Genomic DNA, 19,831 nt, shown 5'->3' with positions numbered 1-19,831 from the left:
ATGTGATTTTCTATCTTAAAAAGATTGGAGATATGTTGTGAGGGAAATGTAGCATCTGTTCCTTGCAGCTATTGTAACATTAGTCTGAAGTTGCGGATAATGATTACAATTTTGGTTGCACAGTCCCAAACCAGCTACAATGAGGTTAGATTATCCAAAGGGAGACTGTTATGAATGTTCGCTGTAACTATTGCCGTCAATCGTTTAATTTAAGCCGTGATTATTTGGCGGATGCTGTGGCAAAATCTGCGGAAAAGAAGCAAAAATATCATACAGTTGAATGTATCAACTGCCGCAAAATGATAAAGGTGCCAATGGCTCAAATGAAGCGGTATGCGCCGCAACCATCTGCTAGTGAAGAGGGAAAAGACACGTCGGATTAACCGGCGTAAAGGTGGTTTTGTTGAATGTATTTGGCAACGGCCGTTGGCAGCAAATAAGTTGGCTCAAACCCGTTTTGCACCCAGCGGCGAATGGCCGTGGCTGAAATGGAAAGTGTAGGGCCATCTAGCAGGTCAACGGCCGTTTCTATGCCAGGAACGGCCGTTTCCAAATCCTGCCAATCAATTTCCGCGCCAGGCCGCATGAGTACTGCCAACCGACATTGTTGAATGAGCCGAGTCGGTTCCACCCAGGTTGGCAAATCGCGTAGCGAATCCCCGCCAATGAGTAGCCAAAAATCAGCATTTGGGTATGCTTGCCGCAACAGCGGCAGCAGCGTCACGGTGGTGTGCGGCGCAGAGCGGTTGCAATCTGTCGTGTCCAGAACAAAGTGGGGATTGTCTTGAATTGCCAGAGAAACCATGTGGAGGCGGTGAGGAACGGCCGTAATCACCCTCCTTTGTTTATGCACCGGGTTCCCCACTGGCAAAAAAAGCACCTTGTCTAGCTCTAGCTCCACCCGTGCCAGTTCTGCTAGCCACAAATGGCCCCAATGCGGCGGGTCAAACGTTCCCCCCAACAGCCCAATTCTACTCACCCCACTCTAACTCTTCTTCGCCAATGTAAACCAGATCGCCTTCTGTCACGCCCGCTTCTGTAAGCGCCTGCGAAATCCCCATAGAGTCCAAAATCTTCTGGAAGCGTAGCAACGTGGCATCAAACTCAAAATAGGTCATCGCTGCCACCCGCTCAATCTGCTTGCCGCGTACGCGCCAGCCGTCTCCTTCACGCTCGATAGAGAACCCTTCCTCATTTTCGGCGCGAATCACCGCAATTTCATCATCGTGGCGGGTTTTGGCCGGGGGCGCTTCGTCCAACATGCGGCGCACCCGGTACAGCATCTGGCGCACATTTTGCTGCGTTGCTGCAGAAATTGACATGAAGGAATATCCTGCTTTTTTGATTTCTTCCTCGATGAGCGGTTCCCAGGCAATGGCATCCGGTAAATCCATCTTGTTCAGGACGACGAGCTGCGGCCGTTTCTCCAGCGCAATGTCATACAAAGCCAACTCCTGATTGATCATCGCCCAATCCTCCAGCGGCTCCTTCGCTGCGCCATCCAGCAAATGAATCAGCACGCGCGTGCGCTCTACGTGGCGTAGAAAATCGTGTCCCAGCCCCACACCGCTGGCCGCCCCCTCAATCAGGCCTGGAATATCCGCCACCACAAACGTCTCAAAATCATCCAGTTCAACCACGCCCAAATTGGGTTGCAAAGTGGTGAATGGGTAGTTAGCCACCTTCGGGCTGGCCCCGCTAATCACCGAAAGCAGCGTGGATTTGCCCGCGTTTGGTACGCCCACTATCCCCACATCGGCAATTAATTTCAGCTCCATCGTAACCCATAGCTCATTGCCTGGCTCCCCACGTTCTGCAATGCGGGGTGCCTGGTTCACGCTGCTGGCAAAATGGATGTTGCCACGCCCCCCTTTGCCCCCCTTTAACACCGTAATTTCTTGCTCTTCAGAGGTGATGTCAGCCAATACCTGGCTCGTTTCGGCATCTCGAATGACCGTGCCAGTCGGCACTTCAATCCGTAAATGCTCGCCCCGCTTGCCGTTGCGCTTTTGCGTGTTGCCGTGCTTGCCATGCCCAGCCTTAAAGTGTGCTTGGCGGTTAAACCGCATCAGGCTGTTTAGATGGCGGCTGGCAGCAAATATGATGTCGCCACCGTCGCCGCCATCGCCACCGTCTGGACCGCCAAACGGCACATGCTTCTCACGGCGAAAGCTCAACATGCCGTCGCCCCCATTGCCGCTGCGAATGTAAATCTTGGCTTGATCAAAAAACATGATAGTTATCTTTAGAACTTACACAGCTATGCTAATCTACCCAGAGAAGTTCAACTTTTGTCAAAAGTTGAACTTCTGAGTGAGCGCATAAGGTTTAATCTTTAGAGTTGAGTAGCTGCTGTAACGCGCTCATGCGCGGATCGATTGGATTGGCTTCGCAGCGACAATCTGCTTCATTTAGATTTTGCCCACACACCATGCACAACCCTTCACAATCCGGGCGGCAAATTGGCTGGATTGGGGTTTCTAGCACAGTTAACTCACGTACCAGCGGCGCTAGATCCATGAATCCATCTTCGCCAATGCTGTACTCTCCCTGTGGCGCGGTATGAGCAGGATAGTAAAACAGGTCATCTAACTTCATAGCGATGGGAACGGTTGCTTCTTCCAAACAGCGCACGCATTGGCTAATTAAAGTACTGTTCAGCGTGCCGCTGAGGTAAACGCCCTCAGAGGTGCGCGTTGCGGTAAAGGTTCCGGCTAGAGGACTTAAGGTTAAATCTTCTACCTGAATGGTGGGATAGTTCAGTTCAATTGTCCGACTTGTACCCAGAGAGGCTTCTAAAAAGAAGCCAAAATTGAAGCGCAGTCGGGAAGGGCGTTTACTTGTCATGGGGGTCCCTCCCTTCGGAAAAATTTAGGATTGGAGTATAACATATGCCTCTGTGTAAAAGCCAAAAAATGTCTTGAATTAGATTGAGAGCAAATCTGGCTTTTACTTAAGCAAACCACATGGAAATCTTTCGTCGGCTTTCAGGATACTTTCTGTGGTTTGCTAAGAAACAAGAAAAAGGCTCATAAATGACAAAACTTTTGGTAGCGACTCATAACAAGGGCAAGGTGGTGGAATTTGCCGAGATGTTGGCAGATTTGGAGATTGAATGGCTCGGTCTGGATGATGTGGGCGTGATGCAGGATGTTGAGGAGAGCGGCACTACCTTCCGCGAGAATAGCGTCCTCAAAGCGCGGGCATACGCAGCGGAAACAGGCTTGCTGACGCTGGCAGATGATTATGGTTTGGAAGTGGATGCCCTAGATGGCGCGCCGGGTGTGTATACGGCAAGGTACGGGGGTGTGGGGTTAACGGCCGTTCAAAGATACCAAAAACTCCTCACCGCAATTCAGCATGTGCCAGAACCTCAGCGCGCGGCTCGCTTTCGCTGCGTTATTGTGTTGGCTGCGCCGGACGGTACCATTTTGGGCGAATCTGAAGGCGTATGTGAAGGCAGGATTGCGCTGGCACCTGTTGGCGACGGTGGATTTGGCTATGATCCTATCTTTTATTTGCCGACGCACCAGCAGACGATGGCGCAACTGAGCCCGGCTGAGAAGCACAAAATCAGCCATCGGGGGCGGGCGGTGCAGGCCATTGTGCCGCGCCTGCGCGCCTTGCTGAGAAGTGACATTGGTTAGCTTGGCTGCCAGAAATGAACTGTAAATTAGGCGACGGTTGTGTTGTGTTAATACCCAACACCCTGGCTGTAGCAGTTTGAGCGGTTGCATTGCGGGATGCTTCACAGAAAACGGCCGTTTCTTCCGGCACACTTTAGACATATTGGCAGACTGTTCGTAAATTGTCTATAGTTTATAGAAGGAGTGACAAGATGAAAGCGGTTTTAGTGGTAGATGATAATACGGCCGTCCGTATGGTTTTGAGTGATTTTTTGACAATGGCTTACCCCAATGCGCGCGTACTGCAAGCAGAAAATGGAGCTGATGGCTTGACTTTGGCGCATGAAGAACATCCCGACATTGTGCTGATGGATGCCGAAATGCCGATTTTGGATGGCTTTGCCGCCGCCAAAAAGCTGCGCGAGGATGACGATACCAAGTCCATTCCCATCATTGCTATCTCTAGTGGGGCTAGCAACAATGAATTGGTCACTGGCTTACGTGGCATCGCCGACGACTCGTTACCCAAACCATTTACGGCCGATCAGCTTCTACAAACAGTATCTGGCGTGCTGTCTAAGCGGGCGATTGTGCTGCATTAACGTATGCTGCATTGTGTACCTGGATTGTTTGAGAACGGCCGCTTCTGTGGGAAACGGCCGATTTTTTTTACCCTAAAGGGATTGAATACCCCGCTACTTGTGGCGGGGTAGTTCATTGCAAGCTGTTTACAAAATTTTGCACTGCCAAGGCCACGTTTTCTGCTTCTTCCAGCATCATCATGTGGCCAGCCTCTTTAATGAGAACATATTCAGCATTTGGTATCTGTTCTGCCAAGAATTGACCAAATTTAGGCGGCGTCATCTGGTCATTTTCGCCGCTGAGCACCAGAGTTGGTAACAAAATCTCTGATAGCCGTCCCCGCAAATCAAACTGATCGCACGCCAAAAAATCATTCAGCAGCACTTCCGGCGCACAGGCCAACATCATCTGCCGATTTTTGGTGAGCATCTCTGCTGCTGGCGTACCGCTCCAGAAAAAACGGTTTAGCAGATCAACGGCCGTTTCCACATCAGCTTCAATGGCTCCCAAAATTTTGGATGAAACGCGCAGCCTGGCGCTTGTGCCTAGCAAAATTAACCCGGCTACGCTTGGTAGAGCCGCTAGCCCAACCTGCTGCACAATCGCGCCTCCCATTGAATGCCCCAAAAGAAAAACATTTTGCAGCGATAGCGCTTCTATAAAATCAAGCACATCCTGAGCGTAAGCGGTAATGGTTTGGCGACCCGGCGGATGGGAACGGCCGTGTCCTGCCAAATCTAATGCGTAAACGGCCGTGTGAGGCAAACGTCGCAATGCGGCAGGCCAAACCAGGCGCGAACCACCCGCCCCATGCACAAGCACCACTGTTTGTTGGGCATCTGGAGGTAGGTGCGCTGCATAAAATAGATCCGCTTGAGGCAACTGAATCATTGGCATGGCATCAGTGTATCACCAGGCGATTACTGAGCAAGAACCATCGGTTTAGCTGTCGGTGAGCATTCGTTTTTTCAATTTGTTCCCTGCTGGCCTGCCCGTTAGAATTCAGCCGGAAGAGAACCGCAGAAAAAGGAAAAATCATGGAACGATTTGTAATTGAAGGGGGCTACACCCTCGGCGGTACGGTGACGGTGAGTGGCAATAAAAATGCTGCGCTCAAGCTGCTGCCCGCCTGCTTACTCACCGACAAACCTGTCGTGCTGCACAATATTCCGCACATTCAGGATGTTGTTTTTACGCTGGATTTACTGGCTGATTTAGGCGCGGAGGTAACCGACCTGGGCAATGGTAGCTGGCGCATTCGAGCTGCCAACATTAAAAAAACGGAGCTGGACAGCACGTTGGCCAGCAAAATCCGGGCCTCGTTTGTCTTTTCTGGGCCGATGCTGGCGCGGATGGGGCAAGTAACGCTGCCGCTGCCTGGTGGCGATGTGATTGGTGGACGGCCGTTAGACACCCACATCACTGCACTAGAGGCTTTGGGAACGGCCGTAGAGATGAAAGAGCGCGGCCTGTTCCACATGAACGCCGACGGACTGCACGGCGCGGGCTACCTGCTGTTGCCAGAAGCCAGCGTCACCGCCACCGAGAACAGTGTTATGGCCGCAGTTTTGGCCAAAGGCGAAACAGTTATTGACAACGCCGCCTGTGAACCACATGTGCGCGATCTGTGCCACTTTCTAAACAGCCTGGGCGCCAAAATAGAAGGCATCGGCAGCAATCGGTTGTCAATTCAGGGTGTAGATCGGCTTGATGGTGGCGAATTCCGCATAGGGTCTGACTTTATGGAAGTGGGCAGCTTTATTGGCGCAGCGGCCGTTACTGGTAGCGAAATTCGCATTCAGGATGCTCAGCCAGAAAATTTGGGCATGATTCGTATTGTGTATGAAAAATTGGGTATCCACTGGGTTGATGACGGCAACGACATTGTCGTGCCCGCTAATCAATCCATGCAAATAAAGCCAGCGCTGGGCGGCCGTATTCCAGAAATCAAGCCGATGCCCTGGCCAGGCTTCCCACCCGATCTGATGAGCATTGCTGTGGTCATTGCCACACAGTCAGAAGGCTCCGTGTTGCTGCACGATTGGATGTATGAAAGCCGCTTCTTTTTTGTAGATAACCTCACCTTTATGGGCGCACGCATTGTGCTGTGCGATCCGCATCGGGTAATGATTTTAGGTGGCAACCAACTGAATGCCAGCCCGCATGGCGTGCCCAGCCCGGATATTCGGGCTGGGATGGCCATGGTTTTGGCTGCACTTTGTGCCAAAGGGCAAAGCACCATTCACAATATCCAGCAGATTGATCGAGGATATGAGCAAATTGAACAGAAATTGCAAGGTTTGGGGGCAAAAATAGCACGCGTTTCATAAGATTCGCGCAAATTCTCGCCGGATCATTTATTTGACCGCCCCTAGTGGCTTAGGTATAATTTTCTGTCGTTTTACAGATGGATATTCTTTAAACTAAAGTAATTATACAGACATGCGATTTCTCATGGTCGGGTAAACAGCCTCAATGGGCAATGAGAAATCGCATGTCTCGTCAAGAACCTAGACAGTTACAAACTAAGTTGACAATTTGTTCAGGGCTCTGTGCCCTGCTTTTTTTAGGAGAACTACTTATGCCAAAGCGTACATATCAACCAAAAATCCGTCGCCGGAAGCGGGTGCACGGTTTTCGTAAGCGTATGAAGACAAAAGGTGGTCGCAAGGTTTTAAAGAACCGCCGCGCCAAAGGGCGTCATCAGCTAGCTGTAAAGATGAATGACCATGTCAAGCGCATTAACTGGAATGGCTCGTCGGCTACGGCTTATCGTGCCAAAAAGCGCTTTGGTGGTGGGTAAAACAGCTTCGGTTGTCTGATGTATGCTGCCACAACCGCATCGTCTGAGCCGCTCTGCGGATGTTGCCCGTGTGCGGCAGCAAGGGCGTACATTCCGGCATCCACTGTGCATCTTGCTGGTAAAATCAGCAGAGACAGGGGTGAGTCGGTTCGCTTTTATTGCCAGCAAACGTGTGGGCAAAGCGGTGGTGCGTAACCGTGCCAGGCGATTATTGCGTGAAGCAGTTCGTCTACATTTGGGCAGTATTCAACCGGGTTGGGATTGTGTATGGATAGCACGGCCGCATTTGCCTTCAGCTTCATTTGCCGAGGTGGAAACGGCCGTTTTGCAATTGTTAACCCAAGCGAAACTTATAACAGACATTGCTCGTACTGAAACATTAGATTAACAAATTATTGAAGCTGAAAAGATTTTTCGCAATTTCCACCTGTTTTTCTGCGGAAAATTGTATGATGTCTACATGAAAACAATTGTTTTATTTTTAATTCGTTTGTATCAACGCACAATCTCCCGGGTGACACCACCAAGCTGCCGTTTTCACCCAACTTGTTCCCATTACGGTTATGAAGCGATAGAGAAATATGGTTTTATGAAAGGGGGCTGGCTGGCACTCAAGCGTATTGGCCGATGCCATCCCTTAAATCCGGGCGGCTATGATCCGGTTCCGTAACCTGGTCTACAGCGTAATCACTTACTTAATTTGCGGAGGCATTCTTTGTTCATTGCAAAACGGCCGTACTTACGGCTCACATTATTACTAATACTCCTGGCGACATTTGCCCTGACAGCTTGTGTAGGTGCCGGGGCTGCAACCAACTGGCCGGGAATGTCTACAGACGGTGAAAACATATTTGTAGCGTATGGCCCTGGCGTGGTTGCTATTGAAGCAGACACACAAGATGAGCTTTGGTCTTACCGGCCAGAAAATGCAGCATTATTCTTTTACGCGCCGCCCTCAGTAGAAAACGGCCGTGCCATCCTCGGTGATTTTGGTGCGGCGCAAGGCTTATTTTCCCCCCAAACCATCGTTTCCATTTATGGCATAGATGTAAGTGGCAACGCTGCTCAATCAATATGGACTCGCAATGACCTTGCCGCAGACCGCATTGTGGCTGGGCCTTTGCAGATTGATGGTGTCGCTTACGTTGCCACCTCCGATAATTTGCTGTTGGCTCTGGAAAGTGAAACAGGAGAAGAGTTGTGGCGCTTCGAAGCCGAATTCTCCATTTGGGCACAACCAGTTTACCATGACGGCACACTTTTTATTGCTTCGTTGGATCGAAATGTATATGCCATTGATGCAGCCGCCGGTAATGAGAAATGGTCAACACAGTTAAGCGGTGCCATGTCTGCAAAACCGGTGCTTAATGTAGAAGAAAACCTTATTTACGCAGCCAGTTATGATCGCGCCGTTCATGCTTTGGATATGAATAGTGGTGAAGAGGTTTGGCGAGTCGAAGCAACAGATTGGATTTGGAGTGCCCCTGCGTTAGCAGATGGCACACTTTACTTTGGCGATAGCAGCGGCAACGTATTTGCTGTAAATGCTGCCGGTGGCAATGTGCTGTGGGAAACTGGTGTCCATGCCATGAACACCGTGGCTGGCGCCGCGCAAAATCCGCCTCTGGAAATTAAAGGTGCTATTCAGGCCAGCCCGGTTGTGAAGGACGGCGTCGTATATTTTGCTTCGCTAGGTAATGAGGAAAGCGAAGAAGGATTGCTGGTGGCATTGGATACAGTAACGGGAGATGAGCTGTGGCAAACAACTACACCTGCTCCCCTTTTCTCTAACCCAGTTATTATTGGTGATGTCATTGTGGTTGCCATGCAAAGCGAAGTCGGTATTTTACAAGGGTATGACTTAGAAGATGGCCGTTTAAGCTGGAGTTATCAACCACCGGAATCTTAAGCTATATTGGCATCAAAGTATCAGATAATCAATTCAAATAGGCAGCGGTGCGACAGTAAATTAGCCTAAACGCATCGCATTAAACAGGACTTAATCACCTTATGTGGGATTTATTAATCATCAATCCAATAACCAACGCGCTTTTGTGGCTGTATGATATTTTGGGCAACAATTTCTTGCTGGCCCTGACGGTTTTTACCATATTTACGCGTATTTTGATGCTGCCGCTAAACCTGAGACAGCAGCGAAGTATGGCAAAAACGCAGGAAATGCAGCCACAAATTCGAGCCATTCAGCAAAAATATAAAGACAATCCGCAAAAAATGCAGGAGGAGTTCCAGAAGATTGGCTACAACCCTGCCGAAAGCCTTAGCGGGTGCTTGCCTTTATTAGCAACAATGCCAATTTTGTTTGGTTTGTTCCAAGTGCTGCGATTGGTGTTAGATTCGACGCCGCAAAATTTGTTTGATTTGACCCAACGCGTGTATTCGGGAATTGATCTAACCAATTTGTTGCCCATTGAAAGTAATTTTTTATGGATGAATTTAGGTCAACCGGACCCGTTCTACATCTTGCCAGTTTTGGTATTTGCGACCATGTTTTTGCAAACACGGTTTACAACACCATCAGCCGCCCAAAAGGATGATGGCAAGAACAACAAGAAGGGTGGCAACGATAAGCAAGATGATCCAACGGCCGCAATGACTCGGTCTATGCAATATACAATGCCAATCATGTTTGGCTTCTTCTCGCTGTCCTTCCAGTCTGGTTTATCCATCTACTTTGTTTTGTCTAATATCATTGGCATTGCCCAGGGGTTTTACACCCGCCGCGTGATGGAAGCAGAAAAAGAAGCGTTGGCTAAAGAGAAAGAGCTAAAGGCAATGGGTCTGAACGGTGGTAAAGAGATTGTTGAGGCCAAAATACCGGAGGAAAAGCCAACACCAAGCACAACAGGCACGAAACGTAAGTCTACACGGGGAAACAGCAACAAAAATCGCAGTCAGTCTAAGCGGAAGCGGCGTTCTGCCAAGCGGTAGGCAGCCGACTATTGACAATGTTGCAGTTACCCAGCCAGATGCCCCACTGATTTTGGGCATTTGGTGTGTTTAGCAAGAATTCAAGGGGAAATTATGAGTAAAAAACGCGAAATTGAGGTCCGGGGGGCGGATGTTGAGAAAGCTGTGGAAGCCGGTTTACAGAAACTTGGCGTTAATCGGTCTGAAGTAATTATTGACGTGATTGATGAAGGAAGCCGGGGGCTATTGGGTATTGGTAGCCGCGAGGCTGTGGTGCGGTTGGTGACGCTAGCTGCACCGGAACCGCTACCGGCAGCAAAGCCCAAAACACGGCCCAAGCCTGTAGAAAAATCGGCAGCACCTGTGAAGGAAACGGCCGTTTCCACCCCACCAAGCAGCAATGGGAATGATGTTGAAGTTACAGAACCAGATGAAGAAGAAGGCGCTGCTGTCCGGGAAGTGATTGATACCCTGCTGACCAAGATGGGCGTAGAAGCAGAGATTTCCACTTCCATTTCTGAACCAGATGATTTGACGGGCCGAAAGGTACATGTGTTGGACATTGAAGGGGAAGATTTAGGGGCCCTCATTGGGCCGCGCGGCGAGACGCTAAACGCCATGCAATATTTGGCACGGCTGATGGTAGGCAACCAGTTGCAGCGACGAGCCTCCTTTGTGGTGGATGTGCAAGGGTATCGCCGACGGCGACAGCAGGCGTTGGCCCGTTTAGCGGAGCGCATGGCCAAGAAAGTGGTTTCGCGCCGTCGGCCAGTGAGCCTGGAGCCCATGCCGCCCCATGAAAGGCGCATTATCCACATGACTTTGCGTGAGAATGAGGATGTGTATACGCAAAGTTCTGGCGAAGGCAAGCGGCGCAAGGTTCGCATTTTGCCTAAGTAACGGCACATCAAGATTGAAATTTTACAAGACCAGAGGATTGCCTCTGGTCTTTTTGTTTAGGCAAACATAGGGGCGTGCCCACGCAGGGGCACTTTACAATTTATTTAGGACGAATTTCAAATCGTTGATCAAATCCTGGGCATTTTCGATGCCGACCGAGACGCGCACCAGGCCAGGGTCTACCGCCAGCGGCGAATCTGCAACGGAGGCGTGGGTCATGGGTGCTGGCAGCTCGATGAGCGACTCGACGCCGCCCAACGATTCCGCTAGGGTAAAAAGCTGCGTGTCGCGGGCGACCAAGCGGGCAGCCTCTTCGCCGCCGTGCAGCACAAATGAGATCATGCCACCCGGCCCTTTCATCTGCCGCCGCGCCAGTTCGTATTGCGGATGGCTGTCCAGGCCAGGATAGATCACCTCGGCCACGGCGGGATGATCCGCCAACGATTGAGCCACCAGCATGGCGTTGCGACAATGCTGCGCCATGCGGATGGCTAGCGTCTTGATGCCGCGCAGGGTGAGGAAGCAATCCATCGGCCCTGGCACGGCACCGATGGCATTTTGCAAGAATTTTAGCTGTTCATAAACGGCCGTATCGTTCAAAATAATCGCGCCCCCCACCACATCAGAATGACCACCAATGTATTTTGTCGTGCTGTGCAGCACAAAGTCTGCGCCTAGTGCCAACGGCCGTTGCAAGATGGGCGAGGCGAAGGTATTGTCTACGCCTAGCCACGCGCCTGCATCGTGGGCAATGTTGGCAATGGCGGCAATGTCCGTCAGGCGCAGCATAGGGTTGGTGGGCGTCTCTAGCCAGATCAGTTTGGTGTTGGGTTGGATGGCAGCGGATACGGCCGTTTGATCCGTCGTGTCGGCAAAGGTAAACTCAATGCCGTAGCCAGACAGCACCTTATCGAACAGCCTGAATGTGCCGCCGTACACATCATTGCCAGAAAGCACATGCTCCCCTGGCTTGATTAGCCGCAAAATAGCGTCAATTGCCGCCATGCCAGAGGCAAAAGCCAGCGCGTGTTGGCCACCTTCTAGCCCGGCCAATGCCTCGTGCAACGCCGTGCGGGTGGGGTTATCGGTGCGAGAATATTCGTACCCTTTGTGTTGGGCCACGTCTGGCTGGGCGTAGGTGGAGGTTTGATAGATAGGGGTCATCACTGCCCCCGTTTGCGGATCTGGCTCCACGCCTGCGTGGACGGCTAGGGTTTCTAGGTGGAAATTTTGGGATTGGGTCATTTGAGTTGGACTCCTTTGTTGAGTATTCGGTAACCCGTGTTTGGTTTTCAGTAATATCGCCCGATTGTATCAATTTTTGCTTGATTTGATGTGATCCACGTTGTAATAGAACATAAAAATTCGTTTGTGACATTTGTCACAAACCCGATTCATAGCATATGCTATTTAAGTGACATTTGTCCATTGTATGCGGACTGCTGTCCATTTATATTATGTGCGTGTTAAGAATAAGCTTTACTCATTTAAAAAATAAGCAGAGCTTATAGTGTAGGTTTTAGGTCACCGCTTTATCACCGCATGATGTTCAAGTGGTGCATACGGTTGACACTGAAAACTACCGTTGATTCACAAGCCTTACAAAAATTTAAAACAGTGACTTTCAAAAGTCATTATTCGCACAGAGGAGATTGTCATGAAAAATATTAAACTATTCCCAAGATTGGTTGTTGTTATTGGTGTGATTCTTGTAATTGCAGGGTTGGTCACAGTCGGTTCCGGCATTTATATCCGGTCTTTCATCGGGGATCAGTTGGCTGGCCAAAACATTGTCACGCCTGACGATGCTTCAATTCCAAATGCCGAGGTAAACAGTATAGCCACTGCGCTTAGCATGGCTGATATTATTCAAGAGCATGCAGGGAACTTTACGGGTGGCTTAACTTATGCCGAAATGGGTCGCTTTGCAGTGGAAAGTGGTGATCCGGCAGGGACAAGCAACCCAGAAGAAGCGTTGAAAGATGCCAATGGTAATCCTGTTGCTAACGCAGCCCGGAACACGCAATTAACTGCTTCTGGTCTGGTCACGTCACTGAGCTTATCTGCTATGGCGATTGGTATGTCGTATGGTGCTATTGCGCTAGGCCTGGCATTTACTCTGCTAGGATTTGTAGTAGCTGGTCTTGGCTATGCACTCTTAGGGCTCATCACACCTGAAGTTGCTGAACGATATGGACTCCACCCGGTTACTGCGTAACCCTACAAGGCATGTTTTGAGCCTTTAGGTTAAGAACAATCAACAAGAGAAAAAATTAGTTTTGCTTTTAAGTGGCGCTTCAAGCGCCACTTTTTTTGTTTACCGCTGACTGGGTACAATAGGCACCCTATGCGTACCTCAATTCATCCTTCTCAGTCACCCCATGCTGCCCGTTTTGCTTATTTTTCAAGCAATCTTTCTTTTTTTGTTCTGATGTTTGTAGGTTGGTTGGCGGCGAGCCGCATTTTGTATGAGGGATTATTTCCGCGCTGGCTGTGGCTGGGACGGCCGTTTCTCATTCTCACCTTCACCGCCATTCTTACCTTTGTCACCTGGCTGCTTTGGCAGCGCAAGCCCGTATCGCCAATTGTGCTGTCGCCACTGCTGCTGAACCTCATTTATCTGGCCGATCCGCTGGTGGATTTGGGGCGCAGCCGCCTCATTTTTGGCGCGTCGCTTTGGCTGGGGCTGTTGTTGTGGAGCAATCGCCGCTGGCGAGGACGTATTGACACTTGGCGCTGGTTGGGGCCGCTGCTGGTGGCGCTGGCGCTGCTGCCCGTTTACCTTAGCACGATGTCGCGCACGGTGGGGCAGGCGGACACCTTTGAGTTTCAGGTGGTGGCGCCGCAGTTGGGCATTGCCCATCCCACGGGCTATCCACTCTATTTGCTGTTGGGCAAGCTTTTTAGCTGGCTGCCGTTTGGCTCGGTGGCGTGGCGGCTCAATGTGGGGACGGCCGTTCTGGCCACCATCGCGCTCGTGTTCTTTTTCAAGTTTTTGTGGGCGTTGTGGGGTAGGGTGGAAACGGCCGTCATCGGGGCCGTCGTCATGGGGCTGACCAGTACCTTGTGGAGCCAGGCCATCGCCGCTGAAGTGTACGCGCTGCACGCGCTGGTAGTTTGTGTGGCGCTATGGCTTTTGCGAGAGATTGGAGATTGGAGATTGGAGACTGGAGATTTGAAAAACAACCCAAATTCTCTGCGTTCTCCGCGCTCTCTGCGGTTAAATTTGCTCCTGCTGGCATTTGTGATTGGGCTGGGATTGACCAACCATTTGACGACGGTTTTTTTGTTGCCGCCTGCCAGCATTGTGATGATTTTGGCGTTTTTTAGCGGGGGGAAAAGCGGAACACAGAGGGACACGGAGCAGACACGGAGGGACACAGAGAAACTGAAAACTGAATACCGATTACTGTTTACCGATTACCGATTACTAATAAAACTTGCTCTGGCTTTCGTTTTGCCATTGCTTTTATACGCCTACCTCCCCCTTCGCTGGCAGGCGGTGAACGGCGAACCGATGGGCCTGGGTCGCTTTGTGGATTGGGTGATTGGCGGCCGTTTTCAGGGAGCGTTGCAGTGGAGTGCCTGGCTCAACGATTCGGCACGGTACGGCATCGTGGGGCGGCTGTTTGTAGAGAATTGGGGCGAGTTTAATCTGGTTCTGGCTTTGCTGGGGCTGGGCTACCTGGCGTGGCGCAACTGGCGAGTTGCCGCCGTTTTGGGCGTTACTTGGTTAGGTTTTACTTTTTACTGCCTCAACTATTACGTGCCAGATTTGGCGGTTTTTCTCATTCCGGCGCAGTTGGTGGTGGGGTTGCTATGGGCGAGTGGGCTTACGGCCGTTCACCAAAACATCGCCCACCGCCTGAACCATGAAAACAAACCGCTGGCTCCGCTGGTGCAAACGGCCGTCTTGCTGCTGCTCCTATTGCCGACGGTGACGCTGGTGGTGAATAATCGTGCCCGACTGGATAGCTCCATGGCAGACGGCCGTATCGCTTGGGGAGTCGGTGTTTTGCAGCAGCCGCTGGCCGAAAATGCTGCCATTCTGGCCGACAGCGATAAATTCCCACCACTCTATTATTTGCAGCAAGCTGAAGGCATCCGTCCCGATTTGGAGATTGTGGTGCTGCCGGATGAGGCGGCATACCGGGCCGAGCTGGAGGCGCGGCTGGCAGCTGGGCAGACGGTGTATCTGGCTCGCTTCTTGTCGGGTTTGGCCGGGATTTACCATTTGCGGGCGGTGGGGGCGTTGACGGAAGTGAGTACAGAGCCGTTGCTGGAACGGCCGTCCACAGCCAAGCCTGTTGCGGTAAATTTTGGTGAGATGCAGTTGGTTGGCATCTCCATCGAAGCAGAAGACCCCAGCGATCCGACGGCCACCGCCGCCACGCTGATTTGGCAAACCGACGTCCAGATTGACGAAACGCTGTACGTTTTTGTGCGTTGGAAGGGGGCACGGTACACCGGTGCGCCCGACGTGGCCACCGGGCAACACGCCGTCCACAACAATTACCCCACCGTGGCTTGGCGACCGGGTGAGTTGGTAGTAGATACCCACAGTTGGCCGCGCCCCATTTTGCCCAGCGAGCAGATGCTGCAACTTCAGGTGGCTGTTGCCCCGCCATTTACCCCAGCTGTTGACCTGATCTGGCAGGATATTATTGCTCACCGCTTTGCCGGCACGCCCGCTCGTGACCTGCCGCAAGCCGTGCGGGCGCAGGTGGGCAGCACATTCCTGGTCTCTGCTGACTTTGTCACCCAGGCACGACCACAGTCGCCACTGCCAATTTTGTTTGCTGGGCGGGGTGCTTCAGACAGTCTGCAATTTTCTTTGCAGGAAATGGTTTTGCCCCTGCCGCTGCCTCGTCTGGCTGTGGAGACGGCCGTTCCCGACCAAACCTTCACCCGCATCGAGGAACTGACCACGCCAATGGCAAACGGCCGTTACCAAATCATGGTGCAGCATCCTTTGGGGCAGGCTCAATGCGGCTGGATGCGCCCCGTAACCAACTTTTGCGTGGTGGGGGAAGTCTTGGTGAGCGGTGTACCTTTGCCAGAGGATGCGACGAACTTTGAAGACAAGATTGCCCTGCTGGCAGTGAATGTGCCGGAACGAACCTTGCAACCAGGAGGCCAGCTAGAGTTAATGCTAACATGGCAGGCATTGGCTCCGCTGGCGGAGGATTACACGGTATTTGTGCAGGTGCTGGATGCCAATGACCAGATCGTGGGCCAAATTGATAGCTGGCCGGTACAAGGTACGTTCCCCACCAGCCAATGGACGCCAGGTGAGACGGTTGAGGACAAGTATTTGGTACAGTTAGCGGCTGAATTGCCAGAGGGGCAGTACCGAGTACAGGTTGGGTTTTACCTGCTGCAAACGTTGCGACGTCTTTCAGTATTGGATGGCACGGGAACGGCCGTTGATGATAAACTGCTGCTGACTGGCTTCATGATCGAATAAAATCTAGCCACAGAGAACACAGAGGGAGAAGAGAAAAACTTTGCGTTCTTTGCGCCCTCTGCGGTGAAAAATTTGATGTAGGCGAGAATGCGAAAACGAAGCAACCAAAACAAACACGGCCGTCTCCAGCGAATCCGAGCCATTTGGCGGGATACTTTGCTGCTGGTGCGTGAATTTATACGGCCGTTACTCTACTTCGTTTTAGCCATCATTGGGGGCGGCATTATTTATTACCAGCTTGCCGTCCATTTTGGTGAAGATGTCGGCAGTAATAATTTGGTGGAGGCAATTTACCAGGTGCTGGGTCTCACCTTTTTGCAGCCGCTAGGAGACCATTTGCCGGATCATTGGCCGCTGCAACTGTTTTACTTCATCATGCCCGTCATTGGCATCTCCATTTTGGCACAGGGATTGGCCGACTTTGGCCTTCTCTTTTTTAATCGGCGTGAACGCAGCAAGGAGTGGGAAATGGCCGTTGCTTCGACGTTTCAGAATCACATTGTGGTGGTAGGTTTAGGCCACCTCGGTTACCGCGTAACGCAAAAATTGTATGAATTGGATCGAGATGTCTCTGTGATTGAGCTAAATCCAGAGGATGATTTGATTGTCGAGGCACAAGCAATGGGTATTCCTGTACTAAAGGATGATGCCAGACGGGAAGCCGCCCTGCAAGACGCAGGCGTTGCCAAAGCCCGCGCCATTATCTTGTGTACTCAAAACGACAGCATGAATTTGCAAATTGCCTTCAAGGCACGCCGCCTAAACCCGCAAATTCGGGTGGTGCTACGTATTTTTGACGATGATTTTAGCCAATCTCTACAGGAGCAGTTTGGCTTCCGGGCGATGAGCGCCACTGGCATGGCTGCCCCCACCTTCGCCGCCGCTGCCGCCGATGTGGACGTGACCCGCCCCATCACCGTCGAGGGCGAGGCACTGAGCCTGGCTCGGCTCAAGCTGGATGAAGGGTCTGGCTTGCTGGATTGTTCGGTTTCGGAGATTGAGCAGAATTATGATGTGAGCGTGGTGCTGCTGCGGGGCAACGGCCGTTCCGACTTCCATCCCGCCGGTGAACGCACACTCAAACTGAACCACGTTCTCGGCGTTTTGGGTGGCCCGGAGCAGATTAACAGGCTGGTAGACGCGAATAATGATCGGTAATCTGTAATCTGATTACCGATTACCGATTACTGTTTACCGATGACCGAAGACAGGAGAAAGCATGAACAGTAAAGACCCTTTTCGGGATTCAGATTATTTACAGAAAAACCAGTACAAAGACAGCAGCAATTTGGATGCGCGGGCAGAGCTGCATCGGCGGTTTAGCACGGCCAAAGTGCGTTGGCAGCCTTGGGTGTTTGATTTGGTGCCGCTGGAGCCGGGGATGCGTGTGTTGGAATGCGGCTGTGGCCCTGGCTGGCTCTGGCGAGAAAGCGTCACGCGCCTTCCGGCAGATTGCCATATTACCCTTACCGACCTTTCGCCGGGAATGGTGGCAGAGGCGGAAGCAGCGTTGGCAGAAAGCGCTCATCAGTTTGCGTTCCAGCCTGCTAATATTCAGGCACTCGAATTTGCTGATGAGGCGTTTGACGTGGTGGTGGCCAACCACATGCTGTACCACGTGCCGGATTTGGCGCAGGGATTGGCAGAGGTGCGGCGGGTGTTGAAGCCAAACGGCCGTTTCATTGCGGCTACCAACGGGGATGAACACATGAAAGAGCTGCCGCTGCTGATTCCAGATGAGGTACGCCAAAGGGTTGCCTCGTGGCGGATGCGACGGAATGCGAAGCAGTTGCCATTTCGCTTAGAAAACGGTCGTCAACTGCTGGAACCCTATTTTGCTCATGTGAAGCTACATGAGTACGATGACAGCCTGTGGGTGACAGACGCAGATTTGCTGGTAGCTTACGCTTTTTCGATGATTCGGCCAGAGATGGACGTGCCGGAAACGGCCGTTACCCAAATCCGCGACTTGTGGGCAGCCAAAATTGTGGCAGATGGCGGCATTCACATCAGCAAACATTCTGGCGTGTTTGAAGCATACAAATGAGCCACCATCCAACTCAGCGATTTTCCAACCGAGTGAAGAATTATGTAAAGTATAGACCGTCCTACCCAACGGCCGTTGTCGATTGTTTGCAGGATGAATGTGGGCTGGTGGAAACGGCCGTTATCGCTGACATTGGCTCCGGCACGGGGATTTTAGCGCGGCTTTTCTTGCAAAATGGCAATCGGGTGCTGGGCATCGAACCCAACAAAGAAATGCGCGAGGCGGGGGAAGCATACCTAGCTGAGTTTGCCAACTTCACCAGCCTCAACGGCACGGCCGAAGCCACAACCTTGCCAGACGATTCGGTTGATTTTGTGACGGCGGGGCAGGCGGCTCATTGGTTCGACAAAGAGAAGTCGCTGCCGGAACTGCAGCGAATTTTGAAGCCTGGTGGCACGATTGCTTTTGTCTGGAATACAATGGCCTTTGGCGACTCGCCATTTATGCGGGGGTATGAGCAAATTACTTTGCGCTACTTCGACGGGAAGCCAAGCCGCAAAAATGAGATGCGCGGCAACGTGATGGCCTATTTGGGCGAGGGGACGCAGGTGCGCCACTTTGCTTGCGAGCAGCAATTTGATTTGCCAGGCATCACTGGGCGATTGCTCTCAACCTCTTACGCACCGTTGGCCGATGATCCGCGCCATGGGCCGATGTTGGCTGAGTTGGCTGGTTTGTTTGCAGAGAATGTGGATGAGAACGGCCGTATTCGCTTCCTGTACACAACAGAACTCTATTTTCGCCAGTTTTAGAATTGATGTTCGCTCAATTCTTATTGAAAAATGACAAATCAAGAAACCCAATTACGATATTTCGATTTCCCAAGAGACAAAAGAGGGCGTTTATTGCTCTTTCTTACCCTTCTTTTAAGCGCGACACTTTACTGGCAAAGAACTTATTACGATAACATCGTGTCAGCAGGGCGAATGGGTGGTTTTATATTTCTTTTTCTTTCCCCACTTTATTTATTGTGGATTATAGGAATAGTTTACAGCATCGGAGCTACGATAAAATATACTTCCTCAAAAATTAATTTGCTACCATTTTTATTTTTTGTTGGCCTTCTCTTACTAAGCTACCGTCTTCCTTTACCACCACTTCCTGAAACAACATACTTCTTTGAGCATCGTGAAGAGTTCGAAAGCGTTGTTGATTATTATTATCAGTATGGATTTTATCAGGGAGTTAATGGTTGCGAGGCTTCTGATGTTTACAATGTTCCTGAAATTTTTGAGAATGTTCCGAGTGGATGCGTACGAGTTTTTGATGATGCGGTAATTGAATTGAGTCCTATCTATCGAGGGCGAGCGTATTCCATAGTTTATATTGAAAAACCAGATTTTTTATTTTCTAGCAGGGCGTGTCAAAGTCGGGGCTATGTTTGGGAGCAACTAGATACTCAATGGTTTTTGTGCCTCGAAACAAACTAGATACCCTTTAATGACCCTGTAATGTCACTATAAAGAAACTCTGTTATA

20 protein-coding genes and 1 pseudogene are annotated in these 19,831 nt (G+C 51.1%); 16 read left to right on the top strand and 5 right to left on the bottom strand.

The window, feature by feature from the left end; translation table 11 throughout:
• Positions 1–170: 170 nt before the first annotated feature.
• Positions 171–383, top strand: a complete 213-nt coding sequence (locus ACOQPM_RS21470) for a hypothetical protein (protein WP_420632303.1) — start codon at positions 171–173, stop codon at positions 381–383.
• Here ACOQPM_RS21470 and nadD read toward each other — a convergent pair.
• From nadD to ACOQPM_RS21455, 3 genes are all read right to left on the bottom strand, one after another.
• Entirely contained in the window at positions 380–979 is a 600-nt protein-coding gene (gene nadD, locus ACOQPM_RS21465; protein WP_420632302.1) for a nicotinate-nucleotide adenylyltransferase, read from the bottom strand. The genes ACOQPM_RS21470 and nadD overlap by 4 nt on opposite strands.
• Entirely contained in the window at positions 972–2,234 is a 1,263-nt protein-coding gene (gene obgE, locus ACOQPM_RS21460) for a GTPase ObgE (protein WP_420632301.1), read from the bottom strand. Before obgE ends, nadD begins: the two co-directional genes overlap by 8 nt.
• Before the next feature lie 94 nt (positions 2,235–2,328).
• Positions 2,329–2,847 carry a YceD family protein gene (locus ACOQPM_RS21455; RefSeq protein WP_420632300.1) on the bottom strand — a complete coding sequence of 173 codons (519 nt, stop codon included), beginning with the start codon at positions 2,845–2,847 and terminating at the stop codon, positions 2,329–2,331.
• A gap of 188 nt (positions 2,848–3,035) precedes the next feature.
• Here ACOQPM_RS21455 and rdgB point away from each other — a divergent pair, with 188 nt between their 5' ends.
• Together rdgB and ACOQPM_RS21445 are read left to right on the top strand one after the other, a co-directional pair.
• Positions 3,036–3,647: an RdgB/HAM1 family non-canonical purine NTP pyrophosphatase gene (gene rdgB / locus ACOQPM_RS21450; RefSeq protein WP_420632299.1), complete on the top strand. Its 612-nt coding sequence runs from the start codon at positions 3,036–3,038 to the stop codon at positions 3,645–3,647.
• 191 nt (positions 3,648–3,838) lie between these two features.
• Entirely contained in the window at positions 3,839–4,228 is a 390-nt protein-coding gene (locus tag ACOQPM_RS21445) for a response regulator (RefSeq protein WP_420632298.1), read from the top strand.
• Between the two features lie 112 nt (positions 4,229–4,340).
• Here the strand turns inward: ACOQPM_RS21445 and ACOQPM_RS21440 are convergent, their stop codons facing one another.
• Positions 4,341–5,105 (bottom strand): alpha/beta fold hydrolase, encoded by a 765-nt coding sequence (locus tag ACOQPM_RS21440; RefSeq protein WP_420632297.1) that lies wholly within the window; start codon positions 5,103–5,105, stop codon positions 4,341–4,343.
• 140 nt (positions 5,106–5,245) lie between these two features.
• On the opposite strand from ACOQPM_RS21440, the gene murA reads away from it, so the two are divergent.
• From murA to jag, 7 genes and pseudogenes are all read left to right on the top strand, one after another.
• Positions 5,246–6,538: a UDP-N-acetylglucosamine 1-carboxyvinyltransferase gene (gene murA / locus ACOQPM_RS21435; protein WP_420632296.1), complete on the top strand. Its 1,293-nt coding sequence runs from the start codon at positions 5,246–5,248 to the stop codon at positions 6,536–6,538.
• Positions 6,539–6,789: 251 nt separating this feature from the next.
• Positions 6,790–6,924, top strand: a pseudogene (gene rpmH / locus ACOQPM_RS21430) (50S ribosomal protein L34); the annotation flags it as partial.
• Positions 6,925–7,033: 109 nt separating this feature from the next.
• Positions 7,034–7,399 (top strand): ribonuclease P protein component, encoded by a 366-nt coding sequence (rnpA, locus tag ACOQPM_RS21425; RefSeq protein ID WP_420632295.1) that lies wholly within the window; start codon positions 7,034–7,036, stop codon positions 7,397–7,399.
• 72 nt (positions 7,400–7,471) lie between these two features.
• On the top strand, positions 7,472–7,681 hold the full coding sequence (gene yidD, locus ACOQPM_RS21420) for a membrane protein insertion efficiency factor YidD (RefSeq protein WP_420632294.1): 210 nt from the start codon (positions 7,472–7,474) through the stop codon (positions 7,679–7,681).
• A 45-nt stretch (positions 7,682–7,726) separates the two neighbouring features.
• Positions 7,727–8,920, top strand: coding sequence for a PQQ-binding-like beta-propeller repeat protein (locus ACOQPM_RS21415; RefSeq protein ID WP_420632293.1), 1,194 nt, complete (start codon positions 7,727–7,729; stop codon positions 8,918–8,920).
• 101 nt (positions 8,921–9,021) lie between these two features.
• A complete protein-coding gene (locus tag ACOQPM_RS21410; protein ID WP_420632292.1) occupies positions 9,022–9,960 on the top strand; it encodes a YidC/Oxa1 family membrane protein insertase in 939 nt (312 codons plus the stop codon).
• Positions 9,961–10,053: 93 nt separating this feature from the next.
• A complete protein-coding gene (gene jag, locus ACOQPM_RS21405; RefSeq protein WP_420632291.1) occupies positions 10,054–10,839 on the top strand; it encodes an RNA-binding cell elongation regulator Jag/EloR in 786 nt (261 codons plus the stop codon).
• Between the two features lie 93 nt (positions 10,840–10,932).
• Here the strand turns inward: jag and ACOQPM_RS21400 are convergent, their stop codons facing one another.
• Positions 10,933–12,084: a cystathionine gamma-synthase gene (locus tag ACOQPM_RS21400; protein WP_420632290.1), complete on the bottom strand. Its 1,152-nt coding sequence runs from the start codon at positions 12,082–12,084 to the stop codon at positions 10,933–10,935.
• Between the two features lie 412 nt (positions 12,085–12,496).
• Here ACOQPM_RS21400 and ACOQPM_RS21395 point away from each other — a divergent pair, with 412 nt between their 5' ends.
• From ACOQPM_RS21395 to ACOQPM_RS21370, 6 genes are all read left to right on the top strand, one after another.
• Complete coding sequence (locus ACOQPM_RS21395; RefSeq protein WP_420632289.1) at positions 12,497–13,057, top strand: hypothetical protein; 561 nt, start codon at positions 12,497–12,499, stop codon at positions 13,055–13,057.
• 129 nt (positions 13,058–13,186) lie between these two features.
• Entirely contained in the window at positions 13,187–16,306 is a 3,120-nt protein-coding gene (locus ACOQPM_RS21390) for a DUF2723 domain-containing protein (RefSeq protein WP_420632288.1), read from the top strand.
• Between the two features lie 87 nt (positions 16,307–16,393).
• Complete coding sequence (locus ACOQPM_RS21385) at positions 16,394–17,464, top strand: potassium channel family protein (protein ID WP_420632287.1); 1,071 nt, start codon at positions 16,394–16,396, stop codon at positions 17,462–17,464.
• Between the two features lie 61 nt (positions 17,465–17,525).
• A complete protein-coding gene (locus tag ACOQPM_RS21380; protein ID WP_420632286.1) occupies positions 17,526–18,353 on the top strand; it encodes a class I SAM-dependent methyltransferase in 828 nt (275 codons plus the stop codon).
• A complete protein-coding gene (locus tag ACOQPM_RS21375) occupies positions 18,350–19,105 on the top strand; it encodes a class I SAM-dependent methyltransferase (RefSeq protein WP_420632285.1) in 756 nt (251 codons plus the stop codon). Before ACOQPM_RS21380 ends, ACOQPM_RS21375 begins: the two co-directional genes overlap by 4 nt.
• A 30-nt stretch (positions 19,106–19,135) precedes the next feature.
• Positions 19,136–19,783: a hypothetical protein gene (locus ACOQPM_RS21370; RefSeq protein ID WP_420632284.1), complete on the top strand. Its 648-nt coding sequence runs from the start codon at positions 19,136–19,138 to the stop codon at positions 19,781–19,783.
• The last annotated feature ends 48 nt before the right edge of the window (positions 19,784–19,831 follow it).

It is taken from the genome of Candidatus Leptofilum sp., from assembly GCF_965223525.1.
Taxonomy (GTDB): Bacteria; Chloroflexota; Anaerolineae; order Promineifilales; family Promineifilaceae; genus Leptofilum.
The sequence above is the reverse complement of the archived record's forward strand: the minus strand, read 5'-3'. Positions and strand labels throughout refer to the sequence as shown.